At 43.6% G+C, this 21,252-nt stretch carries 16 protein-coding genes; 11 read left to right on the top strand and 5 right to left on the bottom strand.

Annotation, left to right across the window (positions count from 1 at the left end):
• The first annotated feature begins 94 nt into the window (after nucleotides 1-94).
• The 7 genes from AC1DBT_RS05540 (at nucleotide 95) to AC1DBT_RS05510 (ending at nucleotide 8,441) form a co-directional block, all read left to right on the top strand.
• Complete coding sequence (locus AC1DBT_RS05540) at nucleotides 95-670, top strand: DJ-1 family glyoxalase III (protein ID WP_480018941.1); 576 nt, start codon at nucleotides 95-97, stop codon at nucleotides 668-670.
• An 83-nt stretch (nucleotides 671-753) separates the two neighbouring features.
• Complete coding sequence (locus AC1DBT_RS05535) at nucleotides 754-1,455, top strand: ABC transporter ATP-binding protein (RefSeq protein ID WP_061103021.1); 702 nt, start codon at nucleotides 754-756, stop codon at nucleotides 1,453-1,455.
• A 9-nt stretch (nucleotides 1,456-1,464) separates the two neighbouring features.
• Nucleotides 1,465-4,863, top strand: a complete 3,399-nt coding sequence (locus AC1DBT_RS05530) for an FtsX-like permease family protein (RefSeq protein WP_480018940.1) — start codon at nucleotides 1,465-1,467, stop codon at nucleotides 4,861-4,863.
• Nucleotides 4,864-5,163: 300 nt separating this feature from the next.
• Nucleotides 5,164-5,490: a thiamine-binding protein gene (locus AC1DBT_RS05525; protein WP_480018939.1), complete on the top strand. Its 327-nt coding sequence runs from the start codon at nucleotides 5,164-5,166 to the stop codon at nucleotides 5,488-5,490.
• 92 nt (nucleotides 5,491-5,582) lie between these two features.
• A complete protein-coding gene (locus AC1DBT_RS05520) occupies nucleotides 5,583-6,356 on the top strand; it encodes an ABC transporter permease (RefSeq protein ID WP_480018938.1) in 774 nt (257 codons plus the stop codon).
• 1 nt (nucleotide 6,357) lies between these two features.
• A complete protein-coding gene (locus AC1DBT_RS05515) occupies nucleotides 6,358-7,404 on the top strand; it encodes an ABC transporter substrate-binding protein (protein WP_480018937.1) in 1,047 nt (348 codons plus the stop codon).
• A 137-nt stretch (nucleotides 7,405-7,541) separates the two neighbouring features.
• Nucleotides 7,542-8,441: an ABC transporter ATP-binding protein gene (locus AC1DBT_RS05510; RefSeq protein WP_480018936.1), complete on the top strand. Its 900-nt coding sequence runs from the start codon at nucleotides 7,542-7,544 to the stop codon at nucleotides 8,439-8,441.
• Between the two features lie 71 nt (nucleotides 8,442-8,512).
• Here the strand turns inward: AC1DBT_RS05510 and AC1DBT_RS05505 are convergent, their stop codons facing one another.
• From AC1DBT_RS05505 to dhaK, 5 genes are all read right to left on the bottom strand, one after another.
• A complete protein-coding gene (locus tag AC1DBT_RS05505; RefSeq protein ID WP_480018935.1) occupies nucleotides 8,513-9,517 on the bottom strand; it encodes a hypothetical protein in 1,005 nt (334 codons plus the stop codon).
• A gap of 421 nt (nucleotides 9,518-9,938) precedes the next feature.
• On the bottom strand, nucleotides 9,939-10,652 hold the full coding sequence (locus tag AC1DBT_RS05500; protein ID WP_480018934.1) for an MIP/aquaporin family protein: 714 nt from the start codon (nucleotides 10,650-10,652) through the stop codon (nucleotides 9,939-9,941).
• A gap of 52 nt (nucleotides 10,653-10,704) precedes the next feature.
• The gene (gene dhaM / locus AC1DBT_RS05495) at nucleotides 10,705-11,103 is read right to left on the bottom strand and encodes a dihydroxyacetone kinase phosphoryl donor subunit DhaM (protein ID WP_480018933.1); all 399 of its coding nucleotides are present in this window, start codon (nucleotides 11,101-11,103) and stop codon (nucleotides 10,705-10,707) included.
• Nucleotide 11,104: 1 nt separating this feature from the next.
• Nucleotides 11,105-11,674, bottom strand: coding sequence for a dihydroxyacetone kinase subunit DhaL (gene dhaL, locus AC1DBT_RS05490; RefSeq protein WP_480018932.1), 570 nt, complete (start codon nucleotides 11,672-11,674; stop codon nucleotides 11,105-11,107).
• Between the two features lie 7 nt (nucleotides 11,675-11,681).
• Nucleotides 11,682-12,668, bottom strand: coding sequence for a dihydroxyacetone kinase subunit DhaK (dhaK, locus tag AC1DBT_RS05485; RefSeq protein WP_480018931.1), 987 nt, complete (start codon nucleotides 12,666-12,668; stop codon nucleotides 11,682-11,684).
• A gap of 305 nt (nucleotides 12,669-12,973) precedes the next feature.
• On the opposite strand from dhaK, the gene dhaS reads away from it, so the two are divergent.
• The 4 genes from dhaS to AC1DBT_RS05465 form a co-directional block, all read left to right on the top strand.
• Nucleotides 12,974-13,519 (top strand): dihydroxyacetone kinase transcriptional activator DhaS, encoded by a 546-nt coding sequence (gene dhaS / locus AC1DBT_RS05480; protein ID WP_480018930.1) that lies wholly within the window; start codon nucleotides 12,974-12,976, stop codon nucleotides 13,517-13,519.
• 37 nt (nucleotides 13,520-13,556) lie between these two features.
• The gene (gene dhaQ / locus AC1DBT_RS05475; RefSeq protein WP_480018929.1) at nucleotides 13,557-14,546 is read left to right on the top strand and encodes a DhaKLM operon coactivator DhaQ; all 990 of its coding nucleotides are present in this window, start codon (nucleotides 13,557-13,559) and stop codon (nucleotides 14,544-14,546) included.
• Between the two features lie 311 nt (nucleotides 14,547-14,857).
• Complete coding sequence (locus AC1DBT_RS05470; RefSeq protein ID WP_480018928.1) at nucleotides 14,858-15,730, top strand: class II fructose-bisphosphate aldolase; 873 nt, start codon at nucleotides 14,858-14,860, stop codon at nucleotides 15,728-15,730.
• 384 nt (nucleotides 15,731-16,114) lie between these two features.
• Nucleotides 16,115-21,252: MiiA motif-containing surface protein (locus AC1DBT_RS05465; RefSeq protein WP_480018927.1), on the top strand; the 5,138-nt coding region annotated here is incomplete at its 3' end.

Here is a 21,252-nt window from a genome sequence, read left to right as displayed (position 1 = left end):
TGTTACAAGTTTATCTGTTTGTGATAAGTGAGCGTGTAACAGCTGCGCGCGTCTGCTTGCGCGCACCTTTATACTAAGAGTATGGGAGGACAATATGTCAAAGACTCAACCACGTGTAGCTCTCTTTTTAGCGCCAGGTGTCGAGGAATGCGAAGCACTTGTTATTTACGATTTGTTATTTAGAGCCTCTATTGCGTGCGACAAAGTTGCCGTTGCACCTACGCGCAGCATTGTGTCTTCTCATAACGTAGAGCTTACCTGCGATTATGCTTTGGACGATCCAGATTTTTCGTTTGATAATTACGATTTACTTTTCCTGCCCGGAGGACTCCCAGGAACTACAAATCTGCAAGAAAACAAAAAGCTTTGTGACGCAGTGGTAAACCATCACAAGCAAGGCAAGCTTTTGGCAGCAGTTTGCGCTGCTCCTTCGGTATTTGCACGCTTGGGATTGCTTGAGAATAAGCGTGCAACGTCTAATCCTGGTTTTCAGGATGTTTTGCGCGAGTGTGGCTCTGTTGTTGTGCAAGATAGCTATGTTAAAACGGGTAACATTTTTACCAGTAAAGGGCTTGGTACGTGCGTCGATTTAGGCTTGGCGCTTATTGAAGAATTAGCTGATCACGATACCATGGAAAAAGTTAAGCAAGGTATTGTGTATATGCACTAACAGGGTTATCTTCGGCGAAAGCGTGTGTATGCTTGCTGTGCAAAGCAGCTAAGCGTGTACGCTGAGCACATAAGGAGTGCGCGGTGGCATTTGTTGAGTTCAAAGATGTTTCTAAAACCTATCATATGGGCGATTGCGAAGTTCATGCAGTTCATCATATGAACTTTACTATGGAACAAGGCGAGCTTGTGGTCATCGTTGGTGCTTCGGGTGCAGGTAAAACAACCGTTTTGAATATGCTCGGCGGTATGGATTCTCCAACAGAGGGAACCATTAAGCTTGCAGGTAAACAAATTAGTGGACTCAATGCACGCGAGCTTACCCTGTATAGAAGGCATGCTATTGGTTTTGTGTTTCAGTTCTACAATTTGGTTCAAAACCTCACTGCGCTCGAAAACGTAGAGCTTGCTAGTCAAATTTGTAAACATCCTTTGCCAGCAGCCGATGTGCTCAAACAAGTTGGCCTAGAAAAACGTATGCACAATTTTCCCGCGCAGCTTTCTGGTGGTGAGCAGCAGCGTGTGGCAATTGCTCGTGCGCTTGCCAAGAATCCTCAGCTGCTCTTATGTGATGAGCCTACGGGCGCCCTTGATTATGTAACGGGCAAACAGATTCTTAAATTGTTACAAGACACCTGTATTAACACAGGAAAAACGGTTGCCATTGTTACGCACAACAGCGCATTTACCGAAATCGCGCATCGCGTTATTCATGTTCACGAGGGGAGTGCGCAGTCTATAGAAATACACGATCACCCTCGTGATGCCCTCGATGTTGAATGGTAAGGTGATGAAGTGCTCAAAAGAATTGCACCGCTTCTTCATCAAACCTTGCGGACTATACATACTACACTGAGCCGTTTTTTGGCTATTGTTGCAATAGTTGCCTTAGGTACGGGATTTTTTGCAGGGCTTATGATGACAGGTCCCGACATGCGTCAGGCCATGGATACCTATTACGACGATAACAATGTATGGGATATACGCCTTATTTCAACCCTTGGTTTTTCTAACGACGATATTCATCAATTTGACGATGTAGAAGGCGTGCGCGCTTGCATGCCCAATCATACGGTTGACGCTATTGCGCGTATGAATGATACGCAGGTAGCAGTGCGTGTTTCTTCGTTTGACACTACGATGGCGCAACAATTTGTTGATGAACATGCATACGCTGCTAAGGATTCTTCCTATGATTTTCTTAATCGTTTTCAATTGGTAACAGGAAGGCTTCCGCAATCACCTGACGAATGTTTGGCGGCGGCATATGCTCCTCATGCACAATTGAGTGAAGGCGATATTGTTGACATTACCTCGGCAAATGAAGACCTTGATAAAATTTTTTCTACCAGACATTTGCGCGTGGTTGGAACCATAACCTCGCCCTTATATCCCTACACGCGAAGTTTTGGATCTACAACCATTGGTTCGGGCTCTATTGATCAATATATTTTTGTACCAACATCCACGTTTCAGCAGGATTTCCCCTATACCGAGCTGTATATAAGCGTTGAGGGTGCTGATAGTGTTCAAAGTAATAGCGATGCATACAAAAACATCGTAGGTGCTACTAAAGAGCGCCTTGAAGCTCAAAAAGACCGTATGAGCGTGCTTCGCCAACACGAGGTACAAGAGCTTGCACAAAGCAAGCTTAACGAAAAAAAGACCGAGTTTGAACAGCAAAAAGATGAAGCATTTGAAAAGCTAGAGGCAGGCGAATCTGAGCTTGCACGCAAACATCGCACGCTGCAGGACTCATGGCGCAAATACACACAAGGTACAAGCAAGTTAAAAGCGTCGCGAGAAGCTTTTGAATCACAAAAGGCTGCCTCACAAAACAAATTGTCTCAAGCTCAAACGCGTCTTGCCACGCAAGAGGAAACTTTGTTATCAACACTTCGCGCACAAGGGATGGATGTTTCTTCACTTGAGCAAGCTCAAACTGTCTTGCAACAACGCATACAAGACTTTAAGCTCCGCGCGCAAGAAGGACAAACTACGGGATCTAAGCAGGTTGAGGATGCCGCAACGCAAAAACAGCTTTCAACTCTAGATACGACGCCTTTTGCAAGCGATCGCTCTGCTCAAAACACAAGTTCAAATCGTGTCGCTCGCCTGCGCGCGCCTCATGCGCTGTTTTCGCAAGCTGCGTCTTCGTTATCTAAGCAAACTGTATCGCCTGATGAGCAGTTGCAAGGTTTGCAACAAGGGCTTGCAGGAGTGCAACAATTACTTGCGGCAAAAGCAAAGCTACAAGATGAACGCGCTGTGGCAGATAAAAAATTGGAACATGCCGAGCAAGAGCTTGCACAAGCCCAGGCAAAGCTTGATGCGTCATACACTCGTCTGCAAGAAGGTCAAAAGAAATATGATGAGGGTGCGCGTGAGCTTGCACAGCGCAAACAAGAACTCGATGACAAATTTGCTACCGTTCAAAAGCAGCTCGATGATGCACAAGAAACGATTGACACAACCGATCTTCCTGACATGTACATTTTAGACAGGTCTCAACACGAAGGCGCTGCTATTTACCATGCCGATACCGAGCGCATGGACGCGTTAGCTCGTGTATTTCCTTTTATGTTCTTTTTGGTAGCAGCTCTTGTTTCGCTTACCACTATGACACGCATGGTGGAGGATGAGCGCATACTTATTGGCACCTATAAAGCATTGGGCTACTCTACTATACAAATTGCAACAAAATATTTGATATACGCGTTACTGGCTGCTGGTATTGGCTCTGTTTTAGGCGTTGGCGTTTTATGCCAAGTTTTGCCGCTTATTATTATGAAGGCGTACTCAGTAATTTATGCCATTCCACTGTTGTCACCACCGCTTCCCATAAAAGCCGACGTAGCAGTCTTTTCTGCGGGATTGGGTATAGGCATTACGCTCATTGCAACCATTTGTTCGGTGCTTTCAAGTTTGCGCGAGCAGCCTGCTCCGCTTATGCTTCCGCGCGCTCCCAAGGCAGGAAAACGTATTCTTCTTGAGCGTATTCGTCCTTTATGGCGCCGCATTTCGTTTTCGTGGAAAGTAACGCTTAGAAATCTCTTTTTGTATAAAAAACGCTTGTTTATGACTGTTATTGGCATTGCAGGTTGTACCGCTTTATTGCTGGTAGGCTTTGGTTTACATGACGCCATTTGGGATATTATCAATAAACAGTATGTAGACATTACCCATTATCAGATGACAGTTGGTTTAAATGATCATGCCAACGATCTGGATGTACAGCATGTTAAAGACGTGCTTACCCAGCATCCAGAAATTGAGCATATCGATCGTGTGCATACGGCGCATATGTCGGCAAAAGGCGAAGATGACGCGCTTTCTGTAACGCATGTAGACGTTGTTGTTCCGCAATCGCTGGATATTTTTAATCAGACAATTACGCTTAAAAATCGAATCAGTGGTAAACAAGTTCCCTTTGATGACTCAAGCGTTGTTATCAGCGAAAAGCTGGCAACACTTCATCACTTACATGTTGGCGATACACTTGTGCTTTTCGACCGTGATAAAGTGGGAAATTCAGTTGGCGCTGGCCATAAACTTACTATTACGGGAATATGCGAAAATTACGTAGGTACTACCGTTTATATTGCACCAACAATTTTTGCCAAGATTTCATCGTCACCTGTTATGTATGAAACGCTCTTTATTCAAGCGCCCGATCTTAAACCTGGTGATCAGCAACAAAATATTGCCAGTGAGCTGCACAGTTGTGACGATGTTTCACTTGTTGCGTTTTCAGACGAAACCATTTCTTTATACCGCAATATGATTTCGGTAGTTGATTATGTGGTAGCGGTTCTAATTATTTCTGCCATTTTATTGGCGTTTATCGTTTTGTATAACCTTACTAACATCAATATCGAGGAGCGCCTGCGCGAAATTGCAAGCCTTAAAGTTTTGGGCTTTACCAAGCGCGAAATATATGCCTATATCTTTAGAGAAGTATTTTTGTTGTCGCTGTTAGGCGATGTGTGTGGTTTGGGCGTAGGCGTATATCTTGAACGCTTTGTAGTAGCAACGGCCGAGGTTGATTATATCATGTTCAGCAGAACTATTCATCTTGAAAGCTTTGTGATTGCTTTTGTGTTGACGCTGGTATTTACTGGACTTATTTTGTTGGTTATGACGCCAAAACTAAATCGTATTGATATGGTCGAATCGCTTAAAAGTGTTGATTAGCGTGTTACCAAGGTGCTGTCGACGACGTCGTTATTTCTATGTTTTTGTAATTTGCGTGGCATATCAAGTTTATGCACGATCACGTGTTCAATTTAAGCTAATCTAAATTTGGGAGCTTACAGCGAGGTAGGCTGAGAAAGATGCCAGCATCTGACCGTACCTGATCTGGACAATACCAGCGTAGGAATCTTATATAAGAACATGCGTACACCTTGCTTTGAGCATGGGTTTGTTTTTGCATCATATGTGTAGCGATTCCTTGGTAACCGTAATGCCATGCAAAAGAAGGTGAGGTTGTACATGGAATGTTCCGTTGCAATTCAATTTTTACCCATGGACGCCAAAAATGATGAAGCAGTATGTAAGCAGGTAGATGCCGTAATTGCCTACATTGCTTCGACGGGTGTAAATTATTTTGTTGCCCCCTTTGAAACCACCATTGAAGGCTCTTACGAACAATGCTTAGAAATTGTTAAAAATTGTCCGCTTGTTGGTGCAAAAGCGGGTTGTCACTCAATGATGACGTACGTAAAAATCAACTATCATCCTCAAGGTGAAGTGCTCTCAACTGCGCAAAAATTATCTCCTTATACCAAGCATAATACTACAACGCAGCTTAGTTCGTAAATGCGTACATTCATGCATATACCTGTATGAGTATCAAATACGCTCAAATATTGTGTATTTAGTATCTATTTCACACGTCGATTGATAGTAAGATGGAATTTCGTAAGTTAGCACCAACAAAACAAATAGTAATTCCTGTGGTAGTAACGCTGCTGCTCATCTTTATCTGGGAAGTTGCGGTTGATACAGGAGTTATTGCAAACTTTTTGCTGCCAAGCCCACTGCAGGTTTTGCGCGCACTTATCCGCGATCAAAACTTGTTATATACTCACGGCATCACCACCATGACCGAAGCAATTTTGGGCTTATTTTGGGGCTGTGTCTTGGGATTTATTGTTGCAATTCTTATGGATTCCTCGCCGTTTATTCACGCAGCACTTAATCCACTTATCACCATTTCACAAACTATTCCAACTATTGCCATTGCTCCGCTTTTGGTGTTGTGGCTTGGCTACGATTTATTGCCTAAGGTTGTGTTAGTTATTATCACCACATTTTTCCCCATTACTATCTCGCTGGTGAGCGGTTTTGCATCGGTTGACCCCGAAACTATCAACCTCATGAAAATTATGAACGCACGCCCGTGGCAGGTATTTTTGCACGTTAAACTCCCATGCGCGCTCAGTCACTTTTTTAGTGGATTAAGCATTAGCGCAACCTATGCCATTATCGGCGCTGTTATTGCCGAGTGGCTGGGAGGCGTATCAGGGTTGGGCGTGTACATGATTCGCGTTCGTAAGTCGTTTTCTTACGACAAAATGTTTGCCGTTATATTTTTAACCTCGGCGCTCTCTTTGGTATTAATGGGTGCGGTTCGCGCACTTGAACGTATATGTATGCCTTGGAAAAAGGTAGAAAGGAAGTAGTATGGCTTCTCAATTAACTCGTCGTGCATTTATTGGAACGGCGGCTTCGGCATTTGCAGGTTTTTCACTGTTTGGCTGCTCACAAAACAGCGCTCCTTCAAGCAAAGGTAACAGCGATGAGCCCAAAAAGCTTACTAAGATTACATTTTGCTTGGACTATACTCCTAATACTAACCATACAGGTATATATGTTGCACAACAAAAAGGCTACTTTAAAGACGCAGGTATTGATATAGAAATTGTACAGCCAGCAGAAGATGGTGCTGAGGCCATGATTGGTTCTGGCCAGGCACAATTAGGTATTAGTTATCAAGACTTTATTGCTAATACGCTTGCAAGCGACAATCCTGTTCCTATTGAGGCTGTGGCTGCTATTATCCAGCACAATACATCAGGTATTATGAGTAGAAAAGAAGACGGTATTACGTCTCCTAAATTTATGCAAAACCACACCTATGCAACATGGAATATGCCTATTGAGCAAGCTACCGTAAAACATGTTGTAGAAAAAGACGGCGGTGATTTTTCAAAAATTAAGATGGTTCCTGCCGATGCAACAACCGATGAAGTTCAAGGACTTAAGACAAAATTGTACGATTGCGTGTGGGTGTTTGAAGGCTGGGGCGTTCAAAACGCGCATGTTCAAAATTATGATATCAATTATTTTGCGTTTAACGACATGGACGAAGTGTTTGACTTTTATACACCCGTGCTTACCGTTAACAGCAACTTTATGCAGGAAAGTGACGACAATCGCAGCTTGGTACAAAACTTTGTTAAAGCTTGTAGCAAAGGTTACACTGACGCGGTTGAAGATCCAGATGGTGCAGCACAAATTTTGTGCGATGCTGTTAAAGAGCTTGATCCAGCATTGGTACGTGAAAGCCAGCACTTCTTGTCTAAAAAGTATATCGACGACGCACAAACCTGGGGCGTTATCGATCCTGTCCGTTGGTCAAGATATTTCCAGTGGCTTAATGACAACAAGCTGGTAAATCACCCCATTGATGTTAATAAGGGCTTTACCATGGACTTTATTAACGCATAACTGGTGATATCGAAGACTTTGGGCGCACTGGCACAGGCGTAGAGCTTTTATGTGCGCCCGTTTGCTTGCATGTGTTTATATGCGCGTTTACGTATGAACACATGCAGGTTTGCTTGTATACGTAAGTTGGAATGCATATGAATGAACAAACTGATACGCCTACACTTATGGCGCAACATCTCTATCTTTCGTGGCAACAGATGCCCTCCTCACGTCATGGACGTTTGCTATGTTTTGCTTCAAAACGCAGCGCACGTCAAAATGCAGATGCATCTGATGAACAGCAGTGGCGCTCGGTGGTTGTTGCAGACATTAACATCCGTGTGGCAAAAGGCGAGTTGGTGTGTTTGGTGGGAAGATCGGGCTGTGGTAAAACAACCATTTTACATGCGTTGTCAGGACTTATGACGCCTGTGATGGGGCAGGTGTTTTTTCATGGAAAAGATATTACGGGACATCCCGGGCATGTTTCTTACATGTTCCAAAAAGACTTGCTCTTGGAGCATAAACGCATTATTGATAATGTTTGCCTTCCACTTACTTTGCGCCGTGTTGCGCAAGCAGAAGCCTACGGTCAAGCTCAGCCACTTTTTGAGCGCTTTGGCTTGGCGGGTTGTGAATATAAGTGGCCGCACGAGCTTTCGGGCGGCATGCGTCAGCGCGCTGCTTTTTTGCGTACCTATCTTATGGGAAGCGATTGTATTTTGCTGGATGAGCCTTTTTCGGCACTTGATGCGCTTACGCGCGTTGCTATGCGAAGCTGGTATTGCGATATTGCGCACGATTTAGGCATTGCAACGCTTGCGATTACGCACGATGTAGACGAAGCGGCTACCATGGCATCGCGCGTGTATGTGTTAGGAAGTATATCCAAAAAAACTGATGGTGCTCTTTTAGATCAACCTGTACCCACTACGGCGCATACTATAGTTGGTGAGGTTCATGTTCCCACTCACGATTCGTCAATGCATGCCGATTCTTTTGCGCTTACACCTGAATTTTTATCGTGCAAAAAAGAAATTTTATCGCTGCTGTAATTTGGAACGTGTGGTAGCGTTTGCGCGCGCGCGAATTGCATGCATATGAGGCGTGCGGCGTGTAGAGAGTGCTAGTTATCAGCGGCATCCTTTGATGCTTTTTGCTGAGCATCGCTTTGCTGATTGTTTTGTGTTCCTTGCGATTTATCGTTGTTGGAATGCGTCTTTTCCTTATGAGCGTCTTTGTGTTTGTCCTCAGTGCCTTTGTGTTTTTCATCAGATTGTTGATTAGTTTCATCCGGCTCTGTTTTGACGTCTGTTGTCTGCTTTTGAGAATCCTTGTCTAAAGCGTTTGTATCAGGCATATTTTGATCTGCCGATGCGTCTTTGTTCTGCTTATTTGCGGCTGAGTTTTTCTTAGAAGCGTTTGCAGTGGTTTTTTCGGCGTTCTCGGGTTTTTTAGATGCCAAAGCCGCAGATAAAGAGTTTGAGTTTAAGACTTGTTTTGAGCCAATGCCTTCGCCATGCGTTGCAAACATAACTACTGCCGCGTAAATTCCAACGCATACAAGCGCTACTAATGTGCTTGTTACGCTGATAAGCACAAGGCGCCGTTTTGCTTGCCGCGCTGCTGCTATGCGTAAATGTTGAGGTGCAAGTGGCGTAGGATAGCGCATGTCACGGTATTGAGTTTTTTCGTAGTGGTTGTTGTTGAGGTTTATACCATGGCTTTGCGCCTGTTGTGCCTGTTGTGCCTGTTGTGCTTTAATTTTTTCACCCGTAGCAGTTAAGACAGAGCTGCATACTTGCGATGCAAGCGCTGATGTTGCTGCTGCTACGCCAACTCCTATAAGTGATCCTGTGAGTCCTATTTGCGAAGACAGAACAAATGAAGTAATAGAAGCAAGCGTACTGGCAATAATGGCCACTAATGACACGTCGTTAAGCATGCCTTTTTTGGTAGCGGCATGTATTTCTTGCGGTTGATCCATACCGCGTTGTTGATCCACACTGCGTTGCTGCTCCACATCGCGTAACGTTTGCTCTTTTTGAGGCTTGTTCAGATACGTTGTCGTTTGTTCTTTCTGCTGTTCACGTGTAAAAAGTTGCTTTTGTTGAAGCTGATGGTTATCCATAGATTGTCCTTTAGCTCATAGGTGTATTTGAAATATATCCCTAAATCTTCGCGTGCAAACAAAGACGATAGAAGTGTCACATGATAAGCATGAAATTGTATACATTTTGCAGTTTTCAGTATAAATGCGTATCAAAACATACATAGGCCATATTGAGAACAAAAGATGTTTGGGTGTAGCTTTTTAATACACACCGCATTCCATGGGAATGTGATCGCCAAAAAACGCCTATACGTCTAAACGCCCATACGCCATAAAAACGCACTGCCTTACACCTATGGTGCAAGGCAGTGCAAACGTTGCTACAACCAAAACTTAAGTCACAAACTCAAACACAATTAACGCTAGAAGTGCAACTACACCAAGAGTTACAGCAAAAGCTGAGGCTGTAACAAACAGGTAGACAAAGGATCATATCAGCCTACATAAGCGTTAAAAATGCCTGATACAACAATGCACCGCAAACGCCGCCTACGATTGGGCCAACAACAGGAATCCATGCATAACCCCAGTCGGAGTCGCCTTTGTTTGTGATAGGTAAAATGGCGTGCATAATACGAGGACCAAGGTCTCGAGCAGGGTTAATAGCATAACCAGTTGTTGCGCCAAGAGAAAAACCAACAACGATAACTACCAAACCAACAACAATAGGACCAAGGCCGCTCGCAAGGTTGTTTGGACCTAATGCCATAACGCAAATAACCAGTACAGCGGTACCAAGTGCCTCGTCAAGTACGTTAGACCAGGTGTGCCTAATGGCAGGAGCAGTTGAGAAACAACCCAAGATGGTGGGAGCGTCTTTGGTTTCTTTCCAGTGTGGGTAGTAGTGCAGCCACACTAAAACAGCACCAGCAGCTGCGCCAAGCGTTTGCGCAAGAACAAAGCTGGGTACTTGCTCAACAGGAAACATACCAGCGACGGCAAGTGCAATAGTTACTGCAGGATTTAAGTGACCGGGACATACAACACCTGCAATATATACGGCAATGGTTACTGCAACACCCCAGCCGAGGACTATGGCCGTCCAGCCAGTGCCTTCCTCTTTTGTTTTGTGTAAGATGTTACCTGCTACAACGCCGTTACCAAGCAACACCATGATCATAGTGCCAAAAAATTCACCAATAAGAGCATTCATACGTGCCTCCTTTTAGCAATTACACCTAACTATTCATCTCATTTCAAGAAGATTATTTAGTAATTTTGAGGGGTTCTAACTCGTCTAAGACTTCGCTAAGCGCAGCGCCTGCCTGGAGTAACACAGCTGCGGCAAACGTACCTTCAACAATAGGAACTGGCTGCATAAGCACTTTTTTTGTACACGTTTCGCACGCAAGCTCCAAGTTGAGCTTTGCGCTTCCCAAGTCATAAAATGCAAGCAGCGTATCAGCGGTGTTTTCTTCGATAGCTCCTAAAACCACATCAAACGTACTTCCAATATCACCGTCTGCCGTACCGCCACAATAGGTAATACTTACATCATGGGCAACCTGATCCACCAGCTTTTTTACGCCGAGTGCAATTTCGGGTACGTGCGAAACAATAACAATACCAACGCTGCCAGTGTCTTGTGCATCTGTTGTGCTCATACTACACTCCTTGCTCAAGAAGGGCGCAAAAGAGCATGCCAGATGAAGCTGCGCCAGGATCGATATGACCGCACGAGCGCTCGCCAGTGTATGAAGCACGACCCTTCGTTGCGCGCAAAGGTGCAGTAGCGTCTACCAGAGCTTTAATACTGTCGCAGGTAAGTTCACCACGGCGTAGCTGTTCAATAGCTGGGCTCCAAAAATCAACCATGGTTTTTTCTCCCAGCTCGGCATGACCACGCTTTTGGATTTGATCGAGTCCGCATTGTAACATGTCGGGAAGACTATCGTTTGCATGCATACTCATGCCCAAAAATGCCGAACCGTACAGAGGACCTGATGCACCACCAACGTGGCTCAGAAGTTGCATTGCACACAGTTTAAGGGCTTCAGCTGCTGTTTTAGGTGGTTTTTCTTCGAGCGCTTTGCGCACAAACTCCATGCCGCGTGCCATGTTTGCGCCGTGATCACCGTCACCAATGGGGGTGTCAAGGTCGGTAAGGTAGGTTTTGTTTTCTTGAATTTTTTTATCAAAGGCTAAGAGCCACTTTACAGTTACTTGAGTTTCCATGTCATCACTACCAAGCTGGTGTATTAACAGGTGCGTTAAGCGCCTTAACGTCGTTATCGGTTACCTGCATAAGGGTAAGCGACAAGCCCGCCATATCAATAGATGTCATATAGTTGCCAAGTTTCTTAAATGCAACTTCAATGCCCTTTTCGGCTAAAAGTTCTTCAACATCGTGCGCAAAAATGTATTGTTCCATAAGTGGAGTTGCACCCATACCATTAACAAGAAGAGCAACTTTTTTATTGGTATCCCAATTAAAGCTTTCATACAGTTTTCCAAAGAGTTCTTGTGCAAAGGTTTTGGACGGAGCCATCTTGTCGCGCTTGTAACCAGGCTCACCGTGAATACCAATACCAAACTCAATTTCGTCTTCTGCGAGAACAAAGCCAGGTTTTCCAGCCTCAGGCACGGTTGCACCCGAAAGTGCCAAACCAATTGTGTGAATACGTGGAACAATGTCATCGGCAAGCGCTTTAATCTCCTCAAGCGTGCAACCACGACGTGCCGCATCGCCTAAAATTTTATGTACAAAAATGGTTCCTGCAACGCCGCGGCGCCCTTGTGTGTACAAACTGTCTTCAACAGCAATATCGTCGTCTACAACAACACTTGCTACCTTGATATCTTCGGATTCGGCAAGCTCTTGTGCCATCTCAAAGTTCATGATATCGCCTGAGTAGTTTTTGATAACCATAAATACGCCAGCACCCTCGTCTGCCTGGCGAATTGCCTCCAAAATTTGGTCGGGTGTAGGAGACGTAAACACGGCACCACATACGGCACCAGAAAGCATGCCCTCACCTACAAACCCTGCGTGTGCAGGCTCATGACCCGAGCCACCACCCGAAATAATGCCAACGTGACCTTGCTTTTCAGCGCGGCGCATAATAACGTCGAAACCTTCTGCACGACGCAACACATCGCTGTGAATAAAGGTGAGGCCTTGCAACATCTCATCTACAACGGTAGTGGGATCGTTGATAATCTTTTTCATGGCTACCAACCTTTCTGTAAAAGTTTACTGCAAACGTGCAGATAACCGTTGGTACTGCTGGTGCTGAGCCTTGCTAGGCAGAAACCTGATACGCGCGTAGTTGTGCAAACCTCGTATCACGTGCTGCGCGCCTATTTTTGTAGTAACCACTTGCATCTGTACGCTTTGCATTCTTGTTAGTGTTATTGTATGCAAGGAATTTTTTTGATTGTAGTGGACAACTTATACTCCTTGTCCATTGTTCTTAGTCACATTTTCCGTAATAATTTATATACTGTTGATACACGTGGGAGGTGATAAAGTGCATGTCCGGGTCGATCATCACCAAAAAGAAAATTGCAAATGCGTTTAAAACAGAAATTGAATGTCGCACGTTCGATTCAATATCGGTAAGCCAGATAATGAAACGCGCACAGATCCGTAGGCAAACCTTCTACGATTGCTTTATCGACAAATACGACCTGGTAGATTGGATATTCCAAAACGATCTTCACGAGCAAATTTCCGATCGGCTCGACTTTTTGAGTGGTCTGGACTTGCTGCAAGAAGTGTTTTACTTTTTTGAAAAACACATGCATTATTATGCACAATTATTTAAGATTGTTGATCAAAACGACTTTTCAACCTATTTTTTGGACTACTGCGCCCAACTCATACGCAAAATCTTTGACGAGGAGCTGAACGGTGCAGATATAGACATTGCTCCGTATATAAGCTATCACAGCATCGCGCTTTCTAACGTTATTCGCTATCATGTTATGCATGAAAATTTTAACCGTGAGATATTGTTTAAGATGTGCAAGAATACCATAAACATTACGTTACAAATTATTTCGGACAATACGCTCTAGCGCAGCCTCATAAGCAAAATACAGAACAGGAAGCATTATGATACAGATTATCAATCAGCCAGAGAACGTTGTTGAAGATATGCTGAGCGTTTTGCCTGATGTTTATCCCAAACTTAAGTACAAAAAAGAAACAGGCATTGTATATCGTACAAATCTAACAAAAGACTGTGTACCACTGCTGTCAGGCGGTGGCTCGGGTCATGAGCCTGCGCACTTTGGATATGTTGGCCAAGGAATGCTTAGTTGTGCCGTAGAGGGTCCAATCTTTGTACCTCCTTCAGCCGAGCACATCCTTGAGGGTATTAAAACGGTGTATAACGACAAAACGGGTTTACTTGTTATCATTAAAAACTTTGAAGAAGACGTTACAAACTTTGGGAGTGCTATACGCCAGGCTCGTGAGATGGGCATGAACGTTGAGTATGTAATTTCTCACGACGATATTTCTATTGAGTCTAGTTCGTTTACGCGCCGTCAACGTGGTGTGGCAGGTACCGTGCTTATGCACAAAATTTTGGGCGCTGCGGCGCAGGCAAAAGTTGATCTTGATAGCTTGGTGTACATGGGGAATCAAATTTCTGAATGTATTGCCACGCTTGGTGTGGCAAGCCGAGCAGCAACGCTACCAGGAAAAACAGAGCCCATGTTTGAGCTCGATGACCATGATATTTCTTATGGCATTGGTATTCATGGCGAAGAAGGTTATCGTACTATTGGTTTTGAATCGTCTGAAAAATTAGCCGTTGAGCTGGTAAATAAGCTCAATTTAAAATTCCACTGGCATACTCACGACCCCTATATTGTGCTTGTAAACAATCTGGGTGGCTGCACGCGCGAAGAGGAGCTTATTTTCACGCATGACATACTGCAACTGCTTGATCTTGAAGGGCTCAATATTATCGATGTAAAAGTTGGAACATATATGACAAGCTTAAATATGTCGGGGCTATCAGTTACCCTCTTTAAGCTTCATGATCCCTCATGGCTTGCCTATTATCAAGCGCCCACTGATGCGTTTGCGTGGTAAAGACACATCGCAGGCTTGTTGGTATAAAATATGTCGCTAAATGTTCGCGTGCAAACAAAGACAATAGAAGTGTCACATGATGAGCATGAAATTGTATACATTTGGCTCATTTCATCAAAATTGCCTTCAAATGTAATGTGTCACCATAAGCAAAAATGATCAGATAATCCGTGATAAAACGTTATATCACATCGGTATTCGTGAAGTTTCGTATATATTTCGTATAAGTTACAATACCTACGTTACTCTTATGAAGAAAAAGGTATTATATATATGAATGCTAACGGTTGGTACGTCAAGGAGGTACTTTCATGCTCGTTTCTGCATCTTCTATGCTTCGCAGCGCAGAGCAAGGACATTATGCTATTGGTGCATTTAACACCAACAATCTTGAGTGGGCTTCTTCAATTTTGGACGCCGCTGAAAAAGAGCAGGCTCCTGTTATTGTTCAGTGCACAGGTGGAGCTGCTAAATGGCAAACTTCATTCAAGCTTGTTAAAGACATGGTCGAAGAATTAGTTAAAGTTAAAAATATTACAGTTCCTGTTGCTATGCACCTCGATCACGGTAACTACGAAGAAGTATTTCAGGCTATCGAGGCAGGATTTACCTCTGTTATGTACGACGGTTCTCGTGAGAACGATTTTGATCTCAATCGTAAGCGCACCGAAGAAATTGTTAAGCTTTGCCACAAAAAAGGTATTTCTGTTGAGGCAGAAGTTGGTGGCATTGGTGGTACCGAAGACGGTGTAACCAACACAGGTGAATTGGCGGATCCTGAGCAGTGCGAAATCTTTGCTAATCTTGGTGTAGACGCACTTGCTTGTGGTATTGGTAACATTCACGGTGTTTATCCTAAGAGCTGGAAGAGCCTTTCCTTTGAGCGTATTTCTATGATTAAAGAAAAAGTTGGCGATCTTCCTTTGGTTCTTCACGGAGGAAGCGGTATTCCTACCGAGCAAGTTCAAAAAGCAATTTCTATGGGTATCTCCAAAGTTAACGTTAATACCGAGCTCCAACAAGTATTTACCGCTGCAGTTCGTAAATATGTAGAAGAGGGTAAAGACTTAGAGCCCAAGGGCTTTGATCCTCGTAAGATCTTAAAGCCTGGACGTGAAGCAATTGTGGAGCGCGCATGTGAGCTTATCCGCGATTTTGGTTGCGACAACAAAGGCTGGAACTAATTTTTTGCTGTTTTTGGCGTTTATGCCAAAATATGCGCGTAGTTTTGTAGCTATTTTGCTATAAAAACATTTGTATAATATGTGCTAGTTAAGGTACTTTTCGGCATATGCTGAAAAGTACCTTTTTTGATAGTTTCATGAGTTCTAGAGCAGTCCAAAAAGATTTAATGTGAAATTGAATAACAGTTTTAAAAGTCGTAGAGATTGGCACCATTATTTTAAGCAACAAAATAATTTATAAGCTTAAAATAGTTTTAAAAAAAGTTAAAAAAGGGTAAAATAAAAGTTGTTTATTATGTGTTGATGTATCATAAGAATACATCTAAGTTGATGAGACCTTTTCATGAAGGCCTTGTGCCCAGGCAATACTTGATAGGAGACACCATGAGCAAATTGGCACCTAAGCACAGTTCTCATAAGCCGTATATAAATCAGCTCTCTAAAAATTCGCGCCTCGCGCTCTCTGCGGGCGCATGTTCTGCCATTCTTGCAGGTACCATGCTTCTGGGGGGTTTGCCTAGTTCATTAGCCTATGCCGATGGTTATGTAGACGGCACAGGTAACAACATTTATTATGGTTTCAAAACTGATGCACAATATACAGAAGCTCGTTTCCACCTTGAGGTGGATTATTACGATACTCTTGAGCATGCTAAGGCGGGCAAGGATGAGGGCAAAGACCCGCTTGGTAAGTTTGTTCGCGTCCATTATCTTTCTAATTGCAATAAGGACGGCGGTACAGCTGACGACTGGCGATTCCGCCCAATGTGGTGGTTTGGCGTTCCTGCTGGTTTAAAAGATCCTCAAGATATTCAATTTAAGCGTATAGAAAAGTTAACAAAAAACGGCAAGGAGCAGGTTAAACCTGCTGGTTCTTCCCAGTATATTACTACAGACGCTAATGGTTATGGAGTTGTCTCGGACAAACATTTTAACAACCCTAAGCAATGGAATAATATTTCTAATTATTATTTTAGTGATCAAAAAATTCTTGCAAGCAAGGGCTGGAAACAGCTTATGGGCTTGGATGCCAAAGGCAGTAAGGGTTATGATGATAAGGGCAATACCGCAAAACAATGGGGAGAATATCAAAACCAAACTCAAGGTCTTAAGGGTATATTTGTAGATTGGGAATCTGCTGGTCAACGTTGGTATGATATGACTTATGTCGCCGAAATGACCGATGACGCCTGGAAAAAGCGCGATGAGAATCCACTTCGCTTTGCTGCTGGTGTTTATCGCTTTGCAGGTAACTGGCACTATGCCATAGGCCAAAAGCACAATACACCGCGCATCGCCGACCATATCGACCTGAAGTATCCTGAGCTTACACCTGTTAAAGATCTTAAAAAAGTAAGCCCCGACGAGCAAGACACGATTAAAGGCAAAATTGCGACAGCTAATAAAGATACGAAGCATTATTCGGACTTAGTGGATAAAGTGGAAGTATCTGATAAGGGCGTGGCTACTATCACCTTCAAAGACCAGTCCAAACGCACAATTTCTGCCGATTTGCTTGTCTTTAAGAATGAAGAAGACAGAGATAAGTACAAGCCTATCATGCCAGCGCGCACACCCGTTGTGAAGCCGTCTAAGCTTACTGACGCTGACAAAAAGGCGGTAATTGCCGCACTTAAGGATGCCAACAAAGACAACAAAGACTTTAACGAGCATGTGAAAGCTGATCCTGACGGCATCAAGTTCAACGATGACGGCACGAAGCTCGTTGTTACGTACAAAGATGGCTCAAAGCTTGAAATTGACGCCTCTGAACTGGTGTGTCAAGGAGCAACGATTGCCGACTGGGCTCCGTATGTTGTTCCTGATCCAATTGCGGTTGAGAATCTTTCTAGCTTGACTACAGAAGAGCAAAAGCAAGTAACCGATGCTTTTGATAAAGCAAACGTTGACTTGGATGTCTATACTGCAGCTAAGAAAGACGGTAAAACTCCTGTAAGCTTTGATAAAGAATTCAAGAACGCTATTATTACTTGGGCAGACGGTTCAACAACAGAGATTCCTTCTTGGCAATTCTTAACGAAGAAGGCTGAAACTCCAACTCCAAATCCTCAGCCGCCAACTCCAACTCCTACTGCCGAAAAAGAGTTCATTGTTGAAGCGCCTCAAAACCAATCAAGTGTTAATTTCGATCCATTTAATGCTAAGGATACGGACTTAACGGACCCTATTAACAGACAGAGTTTGAATTCAATTAAAGATCAATTGAAAAAATGTGTAGCAAAAGATGCAAAGGACAACAAGACCCCTGTCACAATCAAAGATGTTGAATTTAAGATAGAAGATGGTAAGGGCGTAGTAGTATTCCACGCCGACAACTACAAAGACGCTAAGTATCCAATGAGCGTATTCCTTAAGCAGAAAGCTAATAAGCAAACTCCTCAGACACCTTCTACGGAAACTAAGACAGAAACGGATGCAGAACATCCGAAAAATACCTTCACATATAAGGTTACAAAGACGGAGATTGATGGCGATACACCAACTGCTCAAGACGCCATTAAGGCTATGAAGCAGTTCGTCAAAGACAACTATGACAATGTTCAAGATTCCGAATTGGCTAATGTAAACGATAGTATTCCAATAGCAGCGACCTGGACTCCAAAGCAAGGCACTGTGAATATGGGATCTTGGGATGGCACAGGTAATACTCAACCTGTAATGTCTATACAGCTGTCTGATGGCTTTGGCATCCAAGTAAATGGTCACCAGTGGATGCAAGATGATGGTAGTGATGGCGATTGGTCTGCTGATATGCAAGGGCAGCTGTTTACCATAAAAGCCAGCGATTTGTACGTCAAAAAAGGCAGTACTCAACCTCAAAAAGATACCACGATCGATGATTTGAAGAAGCAAGCAAAAGCACTGCTGAAGCAGCGTAAAGATGATGGGCTTACCGACGACGACTTGAAACGCGCTGGTATCGTGGATCCTGATCAGCTGAATGATAGCAAGATTGACGGTATGAGTGAAAAGGATCTGCGCGATCTTATTCGCAAGCTTACCGATGCCAAGAAAGCTGAGCGCAAGTACAATCCAATTCCTGATATTGAAGTTACCGACCCAGAAAATCCGTCTGCAGATGATTTCAAGAAAGCTGTGGAAGCATTCTTGAAAGCCAATTACGATGGCACGGATTCACTAGCAGTAGATAAGGTGCCGTATACCGTTCCTACGAGTCTCAAGCCAAAAACAGATACCGTCTTAATGGAGCCTGCATCCGATACTAACGCAACAGGTATTTCAACGATTAAATACACAAACAGTGATCTTAAGACGCTTATTTTCACTGACAAAAATAAGAATCAGCTGTTTACTGTTCCTGTAACATACAAGAAAAAGGCTGCAGATCCTACTCCTACTCCTACGCCATCGCCTGATGCGCTTGCGCAGATGAAAAAGGACGCTGAGCAGCAAATCGACCGTAATCCTAACTTAACGAAAGAGCAAAAAGAAGAATATAAGAAGCAGATTGAGGCAGCGACCACTCCCGACAAGATTAAAGAAATTCTGAAAAAAGCTGCTGAAAAGGGCAAGGAGAATGCAAAATCTACCGACCCGAATACCCAGGCAACGATAAACAAGAACAAGGGTGGTGGCGACGCAAAGAAAGAAGCCGAAGACAAGAAGCAAAAAGAAGAGGAAAAGCAAAAAGAGCAAAAGCTTCAAGATGAAAAAAAGAAAGCTTCTGAGGAGATTGACAAGCTCAATAATCTGAGTGATGAAGAGAAAAAGGCTCTCAAGAACGAGATAAACGGTGATGGTACGGGAGCGGATCCAAATGGTGCCACAACTCCTGAAGCCGTTCAGAAGATTCTCGACAAGGCCAAGGCGATTAACGACGCTCGAGGTGCTTTGAAGGAAGGCGCGCTTCCATTCTTAAGCCACGGCAAGGGAGAAAGCGACAACGACGATAAAGCTCTTAAGGAGCTAATCGGTGCTGATTCAGCTCAGAAGGATAGCACGCTCACTGCTTTGGAAGATGCTCTTGCAAAGCAGAATCCTACTGCAGCTGATATCCGCGCAGCTCTCGATGCTGCTAAGCGTCAGAATAGCATTAACGAGCAGAATGCTAAGAATGCTGGTATTGCGAAGCTTGAAGCTAAGAAAGCAGAACTTGATGCAGCATACAATGCTTTAGCAGCTGATCAACAGGCGAAAGCCAAGGATAAGTACGACGCGGCTATTAAGGCAATCAATGATGCTAAGACTACTGTGAACAACGCAACAAAGCCTTCTGACATCATGACAGCTGTTAATGGTGTAGATACTTCGCTTAATGTTGCTAAGGGAGCCATCAAGAATAATACGCCTAAGCGCGATACTACTCAGAACACATATGACGATCAGTCTGAACTTAATAAAGAAAAGGAAGCTCAGAAGAAGCGCATTCAAGATAGCAATCTCCCGGATGCTGACAAGCAGAAGGCTATTGATGACATCAATAATGCAAAGAAGATTGGCGACCCAACTGCTATTGCTAATCGTGCTTTGAAAGCTAAGAAGATTGACGAAGCTCTAAAGAAGATTGATGAGTTCACGCATCTTAATGATAAGCAGAAGGAAACTTTCAAGAAGATTATTGAAGATACTGATGCTGGTGATCACACCAATGCTGATGGCACAACGTCTGATGATATTGATGATGTACTTGCTAACGCTGCAAACACCGATAATGCTATGGCTCGTCTTGAAGAGTTGAAGATCATTGCGGATAAGTTTGCTAAAGGTGAAAAGTACAAGAACGGTGATCCTGCAAAGAAGACCGCATTTGATAATGCTTCTACTGCTGCAGGTGCTGTACTTGATAAAGCTAAGGGCGATCCTAAGGATGCGGATCAGGTTAATGAGCTGTATAACGACCTTCTAAAAGCAATGCGCGATATTGATCCTGATGCAAAAAGTGCTGGTCTAAAGACCGATGCTCTTAGCAAAGAGATTGAGTCCGATAAGACCTTCAAGCCAAGTGAAACCGATCCTAAGACCCCAGGCAACTCTGTTTACAACACATCTTCTAAAGCTAAGAAAGATGAGTTTGATAAAGCGTTGAATGAAGCTCAAACGGTTTTGAATGGTGCTGAGAACGCTGATATTTCTACTGCAGATAAAGAAGCAGCTGAACAGAAAGAAATCGACGCTGCGCTCGATAAGCTTATTAAAGCTCGTTTAGCTTTAGATGGTGTAAACACTAATGATTTACAAGATGAAGTAGACAAAGATGCTAATTTACCAGAAGACGTTTCGTATAAGAACGCTTCAAAGGACAAGCAATCTGCATTTGATAAAGCGCTCACAGATGCACAAGACCTTATCTCTCAATTAGGTGATCTTGAAGGCACAGGTAAACAATACGCAGGCAAGTCTCAAAAAGAGAAGCAAGCTCTTGTTGATAAGGCTCTCCAGACTCTTAAAGTTGCAGCCGCAGCCCTCGACGGTGTAGACACCAAGCCTTTACAAGATGAAGTAGACAAAGATGCTAATTTACCAGAAGACGTTTCGTATAA

The sequence above is a fragment of the Fannyhessea sp. C0108B2 genome (assembly GCF_056583915.1).
The sequence above is the reverse complement of the archived record's forward strand: the minus strand, read 5'-3'. Positions and strand labels throughout refer to the sequence as shown.